Source organism: Shewanella sedimentimangrovi (assembly GCF_017354965.1).
Classification (GTDB): domain Bacteria; phylum Pseudomonadota; class Gammaproteobacteria; order Enterobacterales; family Shewanellaceae; genus Shewanella; species Shewanella cyperi.
Genome location: NZ_CP071502.1, coordinates 1,410,870 through 1,429,534, shown reverse-complemented (window position 1 = coordinate 1,429,534; position 18,665 = coordinate 1,410,870). Strand labels below are relative to the sequence as shown.

Annotated in this window: 18 protein-coding genes; 1 reads left to right on the top strand and 17 read right to left on the bottom strand. The window is 58.0% G+C overall.

Annotated features, from left to right (window positions below; translation table 11 throughout):
- Positions 1–182: 182 nt before the first annotated feature.
- On the top strand, positions 183–740 hold the full coding sequence (locus tag JYB85_RS06005) for a DUF1415 domain-containing protein (RefSeq protein WP_207381461.1): 558 nt from the start codon (positions 183–185) through the stop codon (positions 738–740).
- Positions 741–773: 33 nt separating this feature from the next.
- On the opposite strand, the gene JYB85_RS06000 is transcribed toward JYB85_RS06005, so the two are convergent.
- The 17 genes from JYB85_RS06000 to tesB form a co-directional block, all read right to left on the bottom strand.
- Positions 774–1,154, bottom strand: coding sequence for a VOC family protein (locus tag JYB85_RS06000; RefSeq protein ID WP_207381460.1), 381 nt, complete (start codon positions 1,152–1,154; stop codon positions 774–776).
- Between the two features lie 218 nt (positions 1,155–1,372).
- A complete protein-coding gene (locus tag JYB85_RS05995) occupies positions 1,373–2,965 on the bottom strand; it encodes an ABC-F family ATPase (RefSeq protein ID WP_207322481.1) in 1,593 nt (530 codons plus the stop codon).
- Positions 2,966–3,162: 197 nt separating this feature from the next.
- A complete protein-coding gene (locus JYB85_RS05990) occupies positions 3,163–3,906 on the bottom strand; it encodes a substrate-binding periplasmic protein (protein WP_207381459.1) in 744 nt (247 codons plus the stop codon).
- Positions 3,907–4,257: 351 nt separating this feature from the next.
- Positions 4,258–6,300 carry a S9 family peptidase gene (locus tag JYB85_RS05985; RefSeq protein ID WP_207381458.1) on the bottom strand — a complete coding sequence of 681 codons (2,043 nt, stop codon included), beginning with the start codon at positions 6,298–6,300 and terminating at the stop codon, positions 4,258–4,260.
- 38 nt (positions 6,301–6,338) lie between these two features.
- A complete protein-coding gene (locus tag JYB85_RS05980; RefSeq protein ID WP_207325788.1) occupies positions 6,339–6,563 on the bottom strand; it encodes a hypothetical protein in 225 nt (74 codons plus the stop codon).
- A 172-nt stretch (positions 6,564–6,735) separates the two neighbouring features.
- Positions 6,736–7,494 carry an SDR family oxidoreductase gene (locus JYB85_RS05975; protein WP_207322478.1) on the bottom strand — a complete coding sequence of 253 codons (759 nt, stop codon included), beginning with the start codon at positions 7,492–7,494 and terminating at the stop codon, positions 6,736–6,738.
- Positions 7,495–7,497: 3 nt separating this feature from the next.
- The gene (gene mmsB, locus JYB85_RS05970; protein ID WP_207322477.1) at positions 7,498–8,409 is read right to left on the bottom strand and encodes a 3-hydroxyisobutyrate dehydrogenase; all 912 of its coding nucleotides are present in this window, start codon (positions 8,407–8,409) and stop codon (positions 7,498–7,500) included.
- A 60-nt stretch (positions 8,410–8,469) separates the two neighbouring features.
- Positions 8,470–9,570 (bottom strand): enoyl-CoA hydratase/isomerase family protein, encoded by a 1,101-nt coding sequence (locus tag JYB85_RS05965; protein WP_207381457.1) that lies wholly within the window; start codon positions 9,568–9,570, stop codon positions 8,470–8,472.
- 9 nt (positions 9,571–9,579) lie between these two features.
- On the bottom strand, positions 9,580–10,353 hold the full coding sequence (locus tag JYB85_RS05960; RefSeq protein WP_207322475.1) for an enoyl-CoA hydratase: 774 nt from the start codon (positions 10,351–10,353) through the stop codon (positions 9,580–9,582).
- A gap of 54 nt (positions 10,354–10,407) precedes the next feature.
- Positions 10,408–11,565 (bottom strand): acyl-CoA dehydrogenase family protein, encoded by a 1,158-nt coding sequence (locus JYB85_RS05955; protein WP_207322474.1) that lies wholly within the window; start codon positions 11,563–11,565, stop codon positions 10,408–10,410.
- A gap of 83 nt (positions 11,566–11,648) precedes the next feature.
- Complete coding sequence (locus JYB85_RS05950) at positions 11,649–13,142, bottom strand: CoA-acylating methylmalonate-semialdehyde dehydrogenase (RefSeq protein WP_207381456.1); 1,494 nt, start codon at positions 13,140–13,142, stop codon at positions 11,649–11,651.
- A 115-nt stretch (positions 13,143–13,257) separates the two neighbouring features.
- Positions 13,258–14,442: a thiolase family protein gene (locus JYB85_RS05945; RefSeq protein ID WP_207325785.1), complete on the bottom strand. Its 1,185-nt coding sequence runs from the start codon at positions 14,440–14,442 to the stop codon at positions 13,258–13,260.
- A gap of 260 nt (positions 14,443–14,702) precedes the next feature.
- On the bottom strand, positions 14,703–15,647 hold the full coding sequence (metA, locus tag JYB85_RS05940; RefSeq protein WP_207381455.1) for a homoserine O-acetyltransferase MetA: 945 nt from the start codon (positions 15,645–15,647) through the stop codon (positions 14,703–14,705).
- Positions 15,648–15,833: 186 nt separating this feature from the next.
- The gene (gene ompW / locus JYB85_RS05935) at positions 15,834–16,472 is read right to left on the bottom strand and encodes an outer membrane protein OmpW (RefSeq protein WP_207322470.1); all 639 of its coding nucleotides are present in this window, start codon (positions 16,470–16,472) and stop codon (positions 15,834–15,836) included.
- Between the two features lie 292 nt (positions 16,473–16,764).
- Positions 16,765–17,337, bottom strand: coding sequence for a nucleotidyltransferase family protein (locus JYB85_RS05930; protein ID WP_207381454.1), 573 nt, complete (start codon positions 17,335–17,337; stop codon positions 16,765–16,767).
- A gap of 18 nt (positions 17,338–17,355) precedes the next feature.
- Positions 17,356–17,751, bottom strand: a complete 396-nt coding sequence (locus tag JYB85_RS05925; RefSeq protein WP_207325783.1) for a YbaY family lipoprotein — start codon at positions 17,749–17,751, stop codon at positions 17,356–17,358.
- Positions 17,752–18,618, bottom strand: a complete 867-nt coding sequence (gene tesB, locus JYB85_RS05920; protein ID WP_207325782.1) for an acyl-CoA thioesterase II — start codon at positions 18,616–18,618, stop codon at positions 17,752–17,754.
- Between the last annotated feature and the right edge of the window lie 47 nt (positions 18,619–18,665).

Here is an 18,665-nt window from a genome sequence, read left to right as displayed (position 1 = left end):
TTCTGATTAAAATCAGATGCGAATGATAATGATTTTTATTTAATGATCAAGTGAGAATTTGAGTGACAAGGGTTTTGACACACAAGACCGCGCTCCCAAGAGGCCACTTGCGGTTGCTCCACACTGTGACAAGACTTATGATGGCGCCCTTTTCTGCCGGGCAAAAATTTCAGGAGTCACTGATGGATGAGAATACCGCCCAGGTTGCCGCCCATACCGAGGCCTGGGTCAAGTCGGTCATCATGAAGTACAACATATGCCCCTTCGCCCGCCGCGAAGTGGAGCGAAAAAGTATTCGCTATCGGGTCTGCGAAGAGACCCGTATGGACTATGTGCTGCAGGCGTTGCTGGACGAGTGCAAGCTGCTGGATGAACAGCCCGGCATAGAAACCACCCTCTTCATCCTGCCACGGGGATTTGAAGGCTTTTACCTCTATCTGGATTTGCTCGGTATCGCCGAAGATTTGCTGGTGGAAGAAGGCTACGAGGGCACTTACCAATTGGCGAGCTTTCACCCGGATTACTGTTTCGACGGCGAGCCCCAGGATGACCCGGCCAACTACACCAATCGCGCGCCCTACCCCACGCTGCATATCATTCGCGAAGAAGGCATGGCGGCCGCACTGGCAAGCTACAACGAGCCCGAATCCATCCCGGAGCGCAACATCGCCTTTGCCCGGCGCAAGGGCAGTGCCTTCTTCGAGGCCCTGCTGGCCCAGTGCATCAAGACGCCCAAATAGGCTATCCAACCGGGCTCACCGATAATAGTGAAGTTAATTCATCGAGTGCAGCCCCAGCATATTGCCTTCGGTATCTATGGCCAGCGTGATAAAACCATATTGGCCGATGGACATCTTGGGACGCTGCACCTGGCCACCGGCCGCCACCACCCGGGATTCCTCCAGCGCGCAATCCTCACAGGCAAAATACACCAGGGTGCTGTTGTTTCCGGCATCGAAACCGGGCATACGCACCAGGGCGCCACTGGCACCATAGCTTTCCATATCGGCCGGGAATGACCACATCTGGAATCCCTGCTCGGCGGGCACGTCCAAGCGGTCCAGTTTTACATCCAGCACGGTTTCATAAAAGGCCCTGGCTCTGTCCATATCGTTGACATAGATTTCAAACCAGGAAATCGGATTCTTTGCCATTGTCTGTCTCCCTTGGCGGGCAGCAACCTTGCTGTCCGTTCCGTTGCGTTAATGAATTTATCAACAAGCTTGCATGGCAGCCCGGCGCTTGGGGGCCGACGTCAGCCCCCCAGTAAAGTGCATAGCCGTTGCAAAAACAAGTAATTGGCAAGGATTCCGCCGCGAGCGGGCACAAAAAAGCCAACCCTGGGGTTGGCTTTTCAGTCAGACAGGCAGGATTATTCTTCCACGCCCTTGCTGCGCAGGAACTCGTCGTAAGTCCCTTTGAAGTCGTTCACACCCTTGGAGGTGATCTCTATGATGCGGTTTGCCAGCGAGCTTACAAATGCACGGTCATGGGACACGAAGAACAGGGTGCCTTCGTAGCTTTCCAGAGCGTTGTTGAGGGACTCAATGGATTCCATATCCAGGTGGTTGGTGGGTTCGTCCATCACCAGGATGTTGGGCTTTTGCAGCATCAGCTTGCCAAACAACATGCGCCCCTGCTCACCACCGGACAACACCTTGACCGATTTCTTGATGTCATCGGCACCAAACAGCATGCGACCCAGTACGGCGCGGACCGCCTGATCGTCATCACCTTCGCGGCGCCATTGGCTCATCCAGTCGAACAGGTTCATATCGTTTTCAAAATCGCTGGCATGATCCTGGGCGTAGTAGCCAATGCTGGCGTTTTCGGACCAGTGAATGGTACCTGAATCCTGGGCCAGTTCATGGATAAGGGTACGCACCATGGTGGTTTTACCGGCACCGTTCTCACCCAGGATGGCGATGCGCTCGCCCACTTCGGCTATCAGGTTGAAGTTGCTGAACAGCGGCTTGTCGAAGCCCTTGCTCAGGGATTCCACGATCAAGGCATTACGGAACAGCTTCTTGTCCTGCTCGAAACGGATATAGGGGTTAACCCGGCTGGAGGCCTTAACCTCGTCCAGCTTGATCTTGTCAATCTGGCGCGCACGGGAAGTGGCCTGTTTGGCCTTGGAGGCGTTGGCAGAGAAGCGCGCCACGAAGGTTTGCAGCTCGGCAATCTGGGCCTTCTTCTTGGCATTGTCCGCCAACAGACGCTCACGAACCTGGCTCGCGGCGGTCATGTATTCGTCGTAGTTACCCGGGTAAACGCGCAGTTCACCGTAATCCAAATCCGCCATGTGGGTACAGACAGAGTTGAGGAAGTATCTGTCGTGGGAAATGATGATCATGGTGCTGTTGCGCTGGTTCAGCATGCCCTGCAACCAACGAATGGTGTCAATGTCGAGGTTGTTGGTGGGTTCGTCGAGCAGCAGCACGTCCGGATCGGAAAACAGCGCCTGGGCCAACAATACCCGGAGCTTCCAGCCGGGGGCCACTTCACTCATGGGGCCAAAATGCTGTTCAAGGGGAATACCCACACCCAGCAGCAGTTCACCGGCACGGCTCTCGGCGGTGTAACCGTCCATCTCGGCGAACTCCATCTCCAGCTCGGCCACCTTGATGCCGTCTTCCTCGCTCATTTCGGGCAGAGAGTATATGCGATCGCGCTCCTGCTTAACCTTCCACAGCTCTTTATGGCCCATGATCACTGTATCTACTACGCTGAACTCTTCGTAGGCGAACTGATCCTGGTTCAATTTACCCAAACGCTCGTTGGGATCCAGAGATACGTTGCCACTGGTAGGTTCCAGCTCACCGGAGAGGATCTTCATAAAGGTAGACTTACCGCAGCCGTTGGCGCCGATAAGGCCGTAACGGTTGCCGCCGCCAAACTTGACGGAGATGTTTTCAAACAGTGGCTTGGAGCCAAACTGCATGGTGATGTTAGCTGTAGTGATCAAGGGCGTTTTCCAATTTGAGTGAGCGGACAATAAACCCGCCTGAGTCAATGCCGGCCGGTCTTCGCTGCCCCTGGGGCAAACGTGCCGCAAAATACCAAGGGGCGCCAACAGGGAACGCCACCGGATAAAGCGCGGTACTATAACATCACAGGATGAATTATCAACCGTTCGGCGTGCCATACAGGGCACGAACAGGGCTAATTATACTCGGGCAACAACGTCAGGATCGCCTGATTCAGGCGCGATAAAGTCTCATCATCCACACTGGCTGAACACATAAGATAACGCTTCAATCCCCGGGGCATATCGGGGAATTCCACCGGTCGCATGCCCAGGGCCGAGAGTTCACCGTTTTGGTTGATATGGGCAAAGTCTTCCTGATCGATAAACATGTAGTCGGCGCCATGGTTAAGGGACACCATGCGTGCCAACTTATCCGGACTTGGGGCCGTCTGAATCGAGGCCTGAGACACACCGGCAATGGCCCTGTCCAGCTCGGCGCCATAGGACACATAGGCCACTATCCCCAGCTTAAGGGAATCGTCACTGAGCAGGGATGCCAGGGTCTTATGGCTTTTCACCGCCGCCAGCACCCGCTCCGGAGCCAGTATGATATGGGGCTTGTCCTGGTGTATCGGCAGTGAAAACTTAGCGAACAGCTCCCGCTCGGCCAACTTGTACCAGCTGGGGGAGCAAATGGGCTGCCGATTGCGGCGGATATCCGACAAAATGCGCCGAACCGGAATTTCCTGATAGTGCACAGATACCCGCGCCAGCTCAAAGATGGCCCGGGTTCTGTCCATCAAAAATCCCTTGGGGACGCCGGCCTCGGTATAGCTGTAAGGGGGTTTGTCGCGGTACTCCACCACAATGGACGCCGGACTCGCATCACAGCAGATGCAAGTCAGAAGCAGCAGCGCGGGCAACAGGCGTTTGGGCATTCATTCTCCGGCAATAGGGTCCATGGGTGCGGGTCAGCCGCTTGCAAATATACCGCTTGGTGCAACCCAGAGGCTTGGGTTGCGCCCGACCTGAGGTTAAGAGTAGATCAATTTAAACCTCGCGTATAATCAAAACATTAACCAAGTTAAGCGCGCTTGCTAATCGGTGACTGAGGGCTCAAGCTGGCGGCGAAAAAGCATCTGCTGGCACTGGCGCAAAAGATGGCCCGATTGGCGGAGCTGCACCTCCCCCAGGGAAACCTCATATACCAATGTCAGGGCGGCCAACCACCCCAACGATCCATACTGGAGGGCCTGGGCGCCCCAAAAAGGCCATGACAAAAGTTAAGGCTACTTGCTGGCGGCCAAGGTTGGGGTCAAAGGTGGTGCGGGCACGGGATCGGCTGGGGTGAAGCCAAATATCTCGCCATAAAAGCCGAGCTCATTTTCCAATACCCGGGTGAGGTTATCCGGTTTCCATTGGCCATGGGCTTCTTCGGGGAATTCCAGCAGGGCCACGGGGACGTGACGGGAGATGAGCGCATCACGGATTGCCCGGGCCTGGGTTGGTGGCACCACATTATCCCGCAGCCCCTGGGCAAGCAACAGCGGCTCGGCCAGCTTGTCCAGACGATTCAGGGGCGAGCGGTTGTGATATATCTCCCGCGCCTGGGGCCAGGGGCCAATTAACTTGTCCAGGTAATGACTCTCGAATTTGTGGGTCTCCTGGGCCAAAGATTCCAGATCGCTGATGGCGCCGCGGGCGGCACCGGCCTTGAAGGTATCGTCATAGGCCAGGGCGCCGAGCACAGTGGTGCCTCCGGCGCTGGCGCCGCTGATGGCCAAACGCCCGGCATCCACCCAGCCCTTGTCCACCAGGTGCTTGGCGGCATAAACGGCATCCTCCACATCCGCCTTGCCCCAATTGCCATACAGGCTTTGGCGATAGGCACGGCCAAACCCGCTGCTCCCACGATAGTTGAGGTCGAGCACGGCAAAGCCGCGACTGGTCCAGAACTGGACATCACTGCGAAATGCCAGACTGGCCTTGGCGGTGGGGCCACCGTGCAGGGTCACCAACAGCGGCGGTCGGCTATCCGGCAATCCCTGGAAATGGGGATTACGGGGCCAATAGAAGTAACCCCAGGCCCATTGATCGCCGGAGGTGCGGAAATTGATATTCTGTGCCCGTGACACATAACGGGGATCAAGGCTGGCCAGTTGTGGGGTATAGACCAGTTCCACGCCGCGGCCTGCCACCCTGTATATGCCCTTTTCCGGTGTTTCCTTGGCCCCGATAAAATAGACGCCATCATGGCCCTTCACCACCTGACTGATTTCACCGAAGTCCACCGCCAGCTTTTCCACCGAGCCACTGTCGAGGGTGATGCGCACCAGGGATGCCTCACCGTTGTGCAGGTAGGCCGCTATCAGTTGATTTTCCGATTCGAAGGCAAAATTGTGTGAACCCATACGCCAGGCCGGTACGGCAAAATCTGCCGGGCGGCGCAACACCTGCTGCACCTGACCATTGGGGTTAAGCCGGTACAGGTTCCACCAATTGTCGAAGTCGGCGATAAAGTACAAGGTGCCGGCCGGGGAAAAAAGTGGCTGGGTCACAGCCCCCTTGACCAGATTGCCGGCCACCACCCGGGCATTTTGCAATTGCCCTTTGCGGTCCAGATCGGCAAGCCAAAGTTGGGTGTTATCCCAGGGCATATTGGGATGCTCCCAGGTCAGCCAGGCCAGTTGGCTGTTGTCGCTATTGATGGTGGGCGAGCTGATAAAGTCATGACCATCCACCAGGGTGTCGCCTTCGCCGGGGAAATTGAGGTTAATGGTCACCAAACTCGCCCTGGCCTCTCCCTGCTGCCGATGATCTTCACGGACACAGATAATGCGCGATCCCTTGGGATAGGCAATGCAGTCACCATGGCGGGTACCGTTGGGGGTCAGTGCCAGGGGCGGCTGATTGGGCGCAAAGCGGTAAAACAGCTGATCGCTGCGGCGGGTAGCGAACAGGGTCTGGCCTATGGCAAGAAATGGTGCACCGCCGTATTCATGGATCCGGCTGACCGCATCAAAGCCAGCACCTACTACCTGTACTACGGCGCCATCGGGCTCCAGACGACCAACGCCCACGCCACCGCCCTGTTCACCATAGCTTTGGGAGAAATACAGCCGGTTGCCGACACTTTGCAGCGTCAGCAACTGATCGGTTTGACGATACACATCGGCCGCAGACAGGGGCGAGGCCCAACTGCCATAGGCAGCGGCCCTTACCGGCTCCTGTTCGCTGATAAGGCCCCTGGACGAACTGGGTTCACAGCCCCAAAGCCACAGCGACCAGGCCAACACTGCCAAAAGGCAAAGCAGGCCATTACGATATTTCATCATCTCCCCCAGGGAAATCGGCCGCCCGATTTCAGGGTTTAACGCCTGAAACGACTCAGCAACCAACGTATGGCCGAGCGCTGCTCTTGCTCGCTCAGGCCGAAATAAATACAAATCCAGGGTGACAGTAAAAAGAACCAGGGGATCCCTCTGGTGTCTCTGCCACTGAGCAGCAGAAACAGAAATCCGCCATAGATGATCACTACCCCCAGATAACCCACCCAGAGCATTATTTTTTTAATGGTGTTTTCGAGCCAGGACATAACTTACTCTGACTGCAGACTCCGCTTGGTGGCATCCGATGGAACACGGGCAAAACCCCGTGTTCCCCTTACCGGAATTGTTCAATTCCAGCAAAGATTTGTCAACGCTCGGCCCGCAATTGCCGGACAAACAAAAAGAGCCGGCGTTGCCGGCTCTCTAAAGAACTGAGACTTACAGGCGAATACCGCCATCCACCTCAAAGATACGACCGTTAACATAGTCGTTTTCAATGATGAAACGCACTGTGGAGGCTATCTCTTCGGCCTGACCCAGACGACCGACCGGCACCATCTTCTCCAGACGCTCCAGCGCCTCGGGCTTCATGGCCGCGGTCATTTCGGTGGCAATCACACCGGGCGCCACGGCGGCTGCGCGAATATTGTAGCGCGCCAGCTCCTTGGCCCAACCCACAGCCATGGCAGCCACACCGGCCTTGGAGGCGGAATAGTTGCTCTGGCCCATGTTGCCGCAACGGGCCAGGCTGGAGATGTTGATGATGACACCACTCTGATCCGAGGCAATCATGGCGGCGGCAGCTTCGCGGCCACAGAGGAAGGTGCCGGTCAGGTTAACGTTGATCACCGACTGGAACTGATCCAGTGACATTCTGTCTGTTACCTGGCCGTCTTTGGCCTTGATCAGCATGCCGTCGCGCAAAATACCGGCGTTGTTCACCAGCACGTTGACCGCGCCGAAGTCTTCGAGGATGTAGCGGAAACCGGCCACCACGTCTTCTTCGTCTGTGATGTCCAGGGCATAGCCCTGGACTTCGGTGGCGTCACCCAGCTCGGCACAGGCGCGCTCCAGCTTGTCCTGATCCACGTCGATCAGTGCCAGCTTGGCGCCGGCCTTGGCCAGGCTGTGTGCCATGGCCAGTCCCAGACCACCGGCACCACCGGTGATAACAACAACCTTACCCTGAATATCCATTGCTTATCCCTTTTTTTCTTCGCTTTTGGCAAATTGTTCAAAAATACTGGAGAAGTCACGCTTGCCATTGCCGGCTCTGGCATGGGACACGTACAGGCTGCGGGCCAAGGCGCCCATGGGGGTGCTCGATTGGCTCGCCAGCGCCGCTTCCTGGGACAGGCCAAGATCCTTGACCATCAAATCCACCATAAAGCCGCCCTGATAACCCTTGGATGAAGGCACATTCTCCATCACGCCCGGGCAGGGATTGTACTTCTCCAGGGTCCAGTTGCCACCACTGGACACCTTGATGATGTCCGACAGCACCTTGGGATCCAGACCATTGTCCATGCCCAGAGACAGGGCCTCACTGGTACCCACCATAAGTACGGACAACAGCATGTTGTTACAGATCTTGGCTACCTGACCGGCACCTGGACCACCGGCGTGGAATATGTTCACGCCCATGTTGGCCAGTACCAGTTTGGCACGCTCGAAGGCCGAATCCGTGCCACCACAGATAAAGGTCAGGGTGCCGGCCGCGGCACCTGCGGTGCCACCGGATACGGGGGCGTCGATAAATTCCAGGCCTTTTGCGGCGGCAGCTTCTGCCACTGTGCGGGCACTGCCGGCATCAATGGTGGAGCAGTCTATCAGCAAGGTGCCGGGATTCACCACCTCTATCAGGCCCTGGGTAGCGCCATTGCCCAAATACAGACCACGCACATGCTTGCCGGCCGGCAACATGGTGATCACCACATCGACACCGGTGGCGGCTTCGATGGCGCTGTCACAGGCCTTGGCACCGGCTTGTGCCAGGGTGGCCATGGCGCTTTGCATCAGATCGAACACCTGCAGGCTGTGGCCCGCCTTGATGAGATTGGCAGCCATAGGGCCGCCCATGTTTCCCAGACCAATAAACGCAATCTTTGTCATCACTGACTCCTTATAGGGATAACCACCGCTTTGGCGGTGGTTTCATCGTCGGGTTGGGCCTCAGAGATCGGCCAATGGGTGTGCCTCGGCTGACCAGGGCGCGGTCAGCAGTTTGGCGATGGCCTCGTCGCTGACTTCTGTGGCATGGGCAAACTGCCAGCTGGGGTTCCTGTCCTTGTCTATCAGCAGGGCGCGCACCCCCTCAACAAAGTCACCCAGGGCACAGCAATTAACGCTGACCCCCAGCTCCCAGCGGAAGCAGTCTTCCAGGCTCATGGCCTTGTCCAGCTGTGCCTGACGCCAGATGAGCTGCACACTGAGGGGACTGCCGGCCAGCAGCGCGCCGCGGGCACGGGCAAAGTCCGGGTTATCCAGGGCCTCAAAGCGCGCCATAATATCGGCCACGCTGCCCTCACACAGGGCGTTGATCTCGTCTTCGTATTTACGCAGCACGCTTGCCTGCTCAGGCTGTGGCCTGCTTTCCAGCACGGCGCTCAGCGCCGCACTGTTGGCCGCCTCATCGTCGCTCCAGGGCACTTCGGCCAGGGCGTCCATCAAGGGCTCCTTGTCGTTGCTGCCCAGGAAGAAATTGGCGGTGCCGACAAAGAAGGCATCGGCGCCGTTCATTTGCCAGGCGGTCAGACCCAGGAACATACCCAGTTTGCCGGGCATACGTGACAGAAAATAGCTGCCACCCACATCCGGATACAGGCCTATGGTGACCTCGGGCATGGCAATGCGCGAGCGCTCGGTGGCCACTCTATGACTGGCACCGGCCATCAGGCCCAGGCCGCCACCCATGACTATGCCATCGCCCCACACCAGGATAGGTTTGCCGAAATTGTGGATAAGGCAATCGAGGCGGTATTCCTCTTCGAAGAAGGTCTTGGCCAGGGTCTCTGTGCTGCCGGGGTTTTCCTTGCTGGCGTTATACAGGGCACGCACATCACCACCGGCACACAGGGCCTTGTCACCGGCACCGTCCAGCAACACCATGGCGATATTGCTGTCGTTATGCCAGGCCTGGAGCTGGCCCGTCAGGGCCCGCACCATATCCAGATCCAGGGCATTGAGGGCGGCTTCCACATTCAGGGTCGCCACCCCGATTAACTTGCCCGAGGCAGTGCCCAGGGTCTGGAAAATCACTTTCTGTTGTGACACGGCGCCTCCTTAGCAGTTTTTCCACGCCGGAGCGCGTTTGGCCAGGAAGGCGTTGACGCCCTCGGCCTGATCTTCGGTATCAAACAAACTGACGAACAGCTCGCGCTCCAGTGGCAATGCCTGGTTACGGGGCATGTTGCGGCCACTTTGGATCAGCTGCTTACACACCTTGACCGCAGAGGGGCTCTGCTTGGCGACCTTGGCAGCCAGGGCAATGGCGGCATTCAGGGATTCACCGGTCGGTACTACTTCTTCCACCAAACCCAGACTCAGGGCCTTGGCGGCGTCGAGGCGTTCACCGCAGAGGATCATGCGCTTGGCCCAGCCCTCGCCCACCAGGGCGGTCAGGTTCTGGGTGCCACCGGCGCAGGGCAAGAGTCCCACTGTGGCTTCGGGCAGTGCCATTACGGCCTGCTCTTCGGCAATGCGCAGATCGCAGGCCAGGGCCACTTCCAGGCCACCGCCCATGGCGTAGCCATTGATGGCAGCGATGGACACACCGCGGAAGCCGCTCAGGGTTTCAAAGGCCTGACCGAAGTGATCGGCCATGGCCTGGGCGTTGTCTTTGTCGCCGTCGGCAAACAGCTTGAGATCGGCACCGGCGGAGAAAAACTTCTCGCCTTCACCGGTCAGCACCAGAGCATAAATATCTTTGTTGTGGTTGAGCGCTATGACCTTGGTCTTGAGCTCACCCAGACTGTCCGCGGTCCAGGTATTGGCCGGCGGATTGCTGATGGTCCATATGGCGGTATGACCTTCAATGCGTTCCTTGATGTATGACATGTGCTTCTCCTTATCTCTTGGGGTGGACTGAAAAGTCCGTCAATTATGGCCTTCTTACAGTATAGAGCCGGCACTCTCGTCCAACAGGCGACGGGAGATGATCAGGCGCATAATTTCATTGGTGCCTTCAAGAATTTGGTGTACCCGCACATCGCGGAAATGACGCTCCAGTGGGTACTCACGGATGTAGCCGTAACCACCGTGAATTTGCAGCGCGGCGTCACAGACGGCGAAGCCCACATCGGTGGCAAAACGCTTGGCCATGGCGCAATAGGCCGTGGCTTCGGGATCTTTGTTGTCCAGCTTGAATGCGGCCAGGCGCACCATCTGGCGGGCAGCCACCAGCTCGGTGGCCATATCGGCCAGCTTGAACTGCAGCGCCTGGAAGGCGGCCAGCGGCTTGCCGAATTGCTTGCGCTCATTCATGTAAGCGATGGAGCGCTCCAGGGCCGCCTGGGCGGTACCCACAGAACAGGTGGCGATATTGATACGGCCGCCGTCCAATCCCTTCATGGCGAAGGTAAAGCCCTGGCCTTCTTCACCCAGCAGATTGGCCACCGGGACGCGCACGTTTTCAAAGGTGATAAGGCGGGTTGGCTGGGCATTCCAGCCCATCTTGTCCTCGGCCTTGCCGTAGATCACGCCTTCGGCATCGGCGGGAATGGCGATGGCGGAGATCCCCTTGGGACCGGCCTCACCGGTGCGGCACATCACCACCAAAAGTTCGGTGGCACCGGCGCCTGAGATAAACATCTTGCTGCCGTTGATCACATACTCGTCGCCCTCGCGCACGGCCTTGGTAGCCAGGGACGCAGCGTCACTGCCGGCACCGGGCTCGGTCAGGCAGTAGGAGGCCAGCTTCTGACCCGTGGTCAGGGCTTCGGACCACTCGGCCCGCAGGGACTCGCTACCCCAGGTGGTGACCATCCAGGTGGCCATGTTGTGTATGGTCAGCATGGCGGTGGTGGCGGTACAGCCCATGGCCAGCTCTTCGAAAATGATCGAGGCGTCGAGACGGGACAGGCCCATGCCGCCCTCTGACTCGGGGGAATAGAGCGAGCAGAAGCCCAGCTCACCGGCTTTTTGGATCACGTCTTTCGGAAAGTGGTGTTCTTCATCCCACTTGGCGGCAAAGGGGGCCAGCTCTTCGGCGGCAAACTGGCGGGCCAGATCGGCAAACTGGCGTTGGTCTTCGTTTAAATTGAAATCCATCTGGAACTCCCGTGACTCTGGGGTCACTTAATGTGTCAGGCCGGCAATGCTGCCGGCCTATGCTAGTGGATGAAAGTCCGCGATTAACGCAGGGTGATGGTCATGTTGGGTCCGCTTGGAATATCGGACTCAAACCAGCGGGCGGTGATGGTCTTGGTTTCGGTGTAGAAACGGACCGCCTGCTTGCCATAGGCGTGTTGATCGCCGTAGAAGCTGCCCTTCCAACCGGTGAAGGAGAAGAATGGCAGCGGCACAGGGATAGGCACGTTGATACCCACCTGACCCACTTCGATATTGTGTTGGTACTTGCGGGCCGCGGCGCCACAGGCGGTGAAGATGGAGGTGCCGTTGCCGTAGGGGCTGGCGTTCACCAACTCGATGGCGTCATCCAGGGACTCGGCTTCCATACAGCACAGCACGGGGCCAAAGATCTCTTCCTTGTAGATGCTCATGTCTGTGGTCACCTTGTCGAACATGGTGGGGCCAACCCAGTTGCCTGACTCGTAGCCGGGTACGGTAAAGTCGGAGCCATCCAGCAGACAGTCGGCGCCTTCGGCCTTGCCCTGCTCAATCAGCTTGAGCACGCGGGCCTTGGCGGCGGGGCTGATCAGCGGGCCGTAGCCGGCTTCCTTGTCATCCCACAGGCCGGGACGAACCTTGGCGATGGCATCACGCAGCTCGGGGATCCACTCTTTGGCTTCACCGACGAACACGGCAACCGACAGGGCCATACAGCGCTGACCGGCGGCGCCCACAGAGGCACCCACCAGGTTGTTGATCACTTGCTGCTTGTTGGCATCGGGCATGATCACGCAGTGGTTCTTGGCACCGGCAAAGGCCTGTACGCGCTTCAGGTGATCGGTACCTGTCTTGTAGATGTATTGACCCACGCCCACAGAGCCGACGAAGGAAATGGCCTTGATGTCTTCATGGCGCAGCAGTATATCCACGGCGCTCTTGTCGCCGTGTACCAGTTGCAGCACGCCTTTTGGCGCACCGGCCTGTTCAAACAGTTCCACCAGACGTTGTGGGGTCATGGGATCCTGCTCGGAAGGCTTGAGCACGAAGGTGTTACCGCAGGCAATGGCCAGGGGGAACATCCACAGAGGGATCATCGCCGGGAAGTTGAATGGCGTGATACCGGCGCACACACCCAGGGGCTGGATGTAGGAATAGGTGTCTATGGAGCGGGCCACGTTCTCAACGGTTTCGCCCATCAGCAGGGAAGCTATGTTACAGGCGTGCTCAACCACTTCGATACCGCGCCATACGTCGCCCTTGGCATCGTCGAAGGTCTTGCCGGTTTCCTTGGCCAGAATGGTGGCCAGCTCGTCGTGGTGCTCTTTCAGCAGGTGCTGGTAACGCAGCATTACCCGGGCGCGCTCGGATACCGGTACTTCTTTCCAGGTCTTGAAGGCTTCCTTGGCGCTGGCAATGGCACCGTGCACTTCGGCATCGGTGGCGCAGTTGATCTGGGCAATGGCCTCGTTGTTGGCCGGGTTGGTCACTGTGATAACGCGATCGCCGGTACCTGGAGTAAATTCGCCGCCGATGTAATGTTTAACTTGAGTGGTCATATCGCTTCCCTTTGAGAGTCGAGGTTAAGCTGATGGCCGCGGCTGAACCCTGGAATCATTATTGGTTCTCGCCGAGGCCGGTCTTGTTGAGTCTAGTCGCTGTCAGCGCCGGTTATCAGATCTCTATGGCCAGTGCGGTGGCTTCGCCGCCGCCAATGCACAGAGACGCCATACCGCGCTTGAGGCCACGGGCCTTGAGGGCGTGGATCAGGGTCACCAGCAGACGGGCACCGGAACAACCAATGGGGTGGCCCAGGGCACAGGCGCCGCCGTTGACGTTCACCTTGGCCGCATCCAGGCCCAGCTCGCTGATGGCCAGCATGGTCACCATGGCGAAGGCTTCGTTGATTTCATACAGATCCACTTCATCCTTGTTCCAGCCCAGCTTGGCCAGCAGGTTGGCCATGGCGCTGACGGGCGCAGTGGTGAACATGGATGGCTCCTGAGCGTGGGTGCTGTGACCCTTGATGGTGGCCATAACCTCCAGACCCAGTTCACTGGCCTTGGCACGGCTCATCAGCATCAGCGCCGCGGCGCCATCGGAGATGGAGGAAGAGTTGGCGGCTGTGATGGTGCCGTCTTTGGCGAAGGCAGGACGCAGGGCCGGGATCTTCTCCGGCTTGGCATTGCCTGGCTGCTCGTCGATTTTGACTTCAACGTCGCCACCGCGCCCGGATACGGTCACGGGCACGATTTCGGCTTCAAAGGCACCTGAACTGATGGCCGCATTGGCTTTTTCCAGCGAACTCAGGGCAAAGGCGTCCATGGCTTCACGGGTCAGGCCGAAATCATCGGCGGTCTTCTGGGCGAAGGTGCCCATGGCACCGCCTGTGTAGGCATCTTCCAGACCGTCGAGGAACATGTGATCCATCACCTTGCCATGGCCCATGCGCATACCGCCGCGGGCCTTGTCCAGCAGGTAAGGCGCCTGGCTCATGCTCTCCATACCACCGGCAATCACCACTTCGGCACTGCCGGCCTTGATGAGGTCATGGGCCAGCATCACGGTTTTCATGCCAGAGCCGCACACCTTGTTGACCGTGGTGGCACCTACTGACAGGGGCAGACCGGCACCCAGAGCGGCCTGACGGGCAGGCGCCTGACCAAGACCGGCCGGCAACACACAGCCCATCAGGAGTTCATCAACCTGCTCACCGGCAACGCCCGTGGCATCCAGCAGGCCCTTGACCGCAGTGGCTGCCAGTTTGGGCGATGGCACAGAGGCCAGACTGCCCTGAAAGCCACCCATGGCGGTACGTTTCGCCGCAACAATGACGATATCCTGATCAGTTACACTCATTTCACACTCCAGATTGACTAACCGGCGCCGGAGCTGGGTCCGGGCGTCGCAAACACACTGCCGCCAAGGGATGGCGGCCCAATATCTGCACTCTGACGTTTACGCGAACGTAAAGCAAGTAGTAATTGGTCTAATGAGCCGCATTTCTCAGGCTTATATTGTCACTCTGTATTTACAGTTTGCTTACAGCGAAGGCACCCCGGAGCGGGGCTTAAGGATGCGGGCGGCCCGGCAATCGGGCCGCCGCCGAAGGGGTAATATCAGACCTTGGATTCCCAGGGGGTCTTGGCACTCATATCGGACAAATCGTAGGGCGTTAGCTGATACACATAGTAATTGAGCCAGTTGCTCACCAGCAGGCTGCCATGGCTGTGCCAGCGGGCTACGGGCTCCTGCTCGGGATCGTCATTTCTGAAGTAATTCAGCGGCACGGACGGGTTGAGCCCAGCCAAAGTATCTCTTTGATATTCATCACCCAAAGTAGATTTTTGATATTCGGGATGACCAATCACGAACAGATTGCGATTGTCCTTGCTGAGCACCAGATAGGCCCCTGCCTCATCGGATTCGGCCAGCACGTTGAGCGCGGGATGGCGCTGCAGCTCGGCCAGGGGGATCTCGGCATAGCGGGAATGGGGTGCAAAGAACTCATCGTCAAAGCCCCGCAGCAGCGGAAAGTGTTGCAGGCTGCGACGATGGTTGAACACGCCGGAACGTTTGCTTGCCAATATCCGCCTTTCCACCCCGTAAAGGTGATACAGGCCGGCGTGGGCCGCCCAGCACAGGAACAGCACTGAGGTCACGTGTTGCTGGGACCAGTCGATGATTTCACGGATATGATCCCAATACTCCACCTCGGCAAAATCCAACTGCCCCAGGGGCGCCCCCGTGATGATAAGGCCATCGTAATTTTTGTGCCGCACCTGCTCGAAATCGCGGTAGAAGGTGTTCATATGATCCAGCGGCGTGTGCCTGGACTCGCGGTCGTGAATGCGCAGCAGCTCCACATCCACCTGCAGCGGCGTGTTGCCGAGCAGTCGCAGCAGCTGGGTCTCTGTCTCTATCTTGTTGGGCATCAGATTCAGGACCAAGACCTTCATCGGCCTGATGTCCTGGTGCGCCGCCCGGGTCTCGGACATGACGAAAATATTTTCCGACTCCAGTATCCCTGCCGCCGGCAGGTTATCGGGAATTTTTACCGGCATATTGCTGTGTGCCTCTTTCACCTAAAACCGGGGCCTTGGCCCCTCAATGCCACAATCATACACCAAGACATCTGGATGTCTATACCGCCAACCTGAATAGTATTCCGCTTTTTTGTCCCCAGTCGCCCTCCCGCCCCGGGCAATAAAAAAGGCGCCCGCAGGCGCCCTTTTCAGTCAGTGATTTGCTTAGAAGCTATAGCCAACGCTGACCATGTAGACCCAAGGATCGATGTCGGTGTTAACCTTGACCGCTTCACCGGCCAGCTTGAACTTCACGTCGGTATCAATCTTGGCGTACCACACGGAGGCGTTCAGCATCCACTTGTCGTTCAACTGGTAATCCAGACCGGCATGGGCGGCCCAGCCTAAAGAGGTGCTCAGGCTCAGATCTGTCAGGGCGCCATCCAGATCGTTGGTGAAATTGGTGTCATAGAAGTTGGTGTAGTTGATACCAAAACCCACGTAAGGACGGACATTGGACTTGGCGTTGCCAAAGTAGTACTGGGCCATCAGTGTGGGTGGCAGGTGTTTGGTTTCGGCTATCTTACCCAGGGCACCCAGGCTGACATCGTGGGAGAAAGGTGTGGCTGCCAGCAGCTCCACCGCCCAGTTGTCGGTCAGCATGTAACCAAAGTTCAAACCCAGCTGGGTGTTGTTGCTGACGCCAAATTCGGCCACACCGGCCACCACTGGGCTGGACTCATTGGGGGCCACGGTAGCAACACCGGCACGGACCAGGATATCTCCGGCCTGGTGGGCCATGGCAGGGGCAGCACTCAGCAGGGTGGCGGCGATAACAGCAGACAGGGTGCTCTTTTTCATCATCAATCTCCATTTGGCCACTTGGGCTTATTTATTGGGCGCCCGGGTTATTTTTGGGCTGATCCCGTTCGAATGACGGCTACCCTGCCAGACTGTTCGCATTTTTTTCTTGATCCAAATCAATTCAGGAACCGATACCCAGTTTGGGGTAATAAGCCCATGAATCAGATCACAAATTCAGCGGCTGAACTCGGCCGAAAACCGGCTGGCATACGGCATTTTCACGAAATCCTTGTCACAGTGAAAAGGCGTCCCTTGCCGCGGAACAATAGCCACAGAGGAATGTTGGAAGAACTTAATCAGCGGCCACAGAAAGGGCGCGCAGCAGGGGGTATTGCACAAGCCAGCGCTTGGCTTGCAGACGGGAGTGAAACAGCGCCAGGGGGCGCGCCGGATTGGGGCTGAGCCTGAGGTCAAACAGGGACTCAAGTCCAAAGGGAGCCGCCAGTTGCAGTCCTCCGGCCTCAAGCCGCACCCCTATGGCGGTTTCCTGCTCTGGCCAGCGGCCCATGGCCTCAAAAGTGGAGTGATAAGGCTCATCACCGCTTTTCAGGTGCATCCGGCCCTGATCTTTGACCGACCAGGGTAAGTCCGGCGAGAGTTGTAGGAGGCGTTGCTGCAATTGCAGCTCCAACTCAATGTCGCCGTCCGGGGTGTTGAAGTAGATAAGGTCAAGATCCGCCGGCACTGGGCTGACAAAACCGTGCAACTGGTCCCACACCAGATTGCGAATCGTGCCGGCCGCAAGATACCAGTCCCCGATGCCGGCATCAGCCATGACGGCCGCGGCATGCCTGAGGGCCCGCATCCGCAGCGGACAGTCGGCCACCAGGGTGAGCAGCCTTGCTTCAAGGCAAGTCGTGGACATGGAGACTAAAGCCCGGGTTCAGGGATTGGGCACGGCCCGCATGATGACTTCGGTGGTGTACTTGTCGTTGCTGATCACCGGGAAGCGATCATAGGTCTGGAACAGCACCCTGCCCTGATTTTTTATCATGGCCACCACGCCATAGTTGATGCTTTTATCGACGGTTTCCGCCGGCAATATGAATTTAAAGGGCACGGGCGCACGCACTATGTTGAAGCTCTTCTGGGCCACAATCACGCCGGGTGTGTCCAAATCTATGATGGCAATGGTGATATTGCTGTCCGGCGGCAACAACAGCTTCTCCAGATAGCCGGCGGCACCATTAACTATCACAGGCTTTGGCGGCTCAACGGTGACACAGCCCCCCAAGAACAACAATGCCAGGCCAAGCCACAGGGTTTGCAACAATTTCATTTACTTATCCTTTACCATTCGCATCAGTCCCTCCTGGGTTGCCGATGCCACCAATTCACCTTGGCGATTGAAAAAATGCCCTTTAACGAAGCCCCGGCCGCCGCTGGCATTGGGGCTGTCGATACTGTACAGCAACCACTGGCCAATATCGACCGGACGGTGGAACCACATGGCATGATCTATGGTGGCCATCCGCATCCCCGGGGTCAAAAAAGACACCCCGTGGGGTTGGGCGGCGGTCACCAGAAAATTGAAATCGGAGGCATAGGCCAGCAGGTAATCGTGCATGCAGCTGTCCTGGGGCAGGTCGCCGTTGGCCCTGAGCCACACGTAGCGGTTCGGTTCCCGTGATGCCGGTGCCACCGCGCTGTGGGGCGCCACCAGGCGCATCTCAATCGGTGCATCGGCCATGAATTTTTCCAGCATTTTGGCCGGCACCTTGTCCCTCAGGGTCATGGCCAGCTCCTGCTGATTCAGCAGCCCTTCGGGGCCGGGCACCTGGGGCATGGTCAGCTGGTGGGAAAACCCCTCTTCCGGGGTCTGGAACGAGCAGGTCATGTAGAAGATGGGCCTGCCCTTTTGCACCGCCTTGACCCGGCGGGCGCTGAAACTGCCGCCGTCGCGCATGATCTCCACGTCATAGACTATGGGCAGTTTCTCATCGCCGGCACGCAGGAAGTAGGAATGGAGCGAATGCACCTTGCGCTCGGGATCCACTGTCTGGCGGGCGGCGCTCAGGGCCTGGCCCATCACCTGACCGCCGAACACATGGCCAAAACCCAGATCCTGGCTCTGGCCCCGGTACAGGCCGATTTCCAGCTGTTCCAGGGACAACAAAGACACTAGGTCGTTCAATACCTGACTCATGGCAACTCACAGCTAAACCTTGGATTAACCAAGATTATCAGACATGA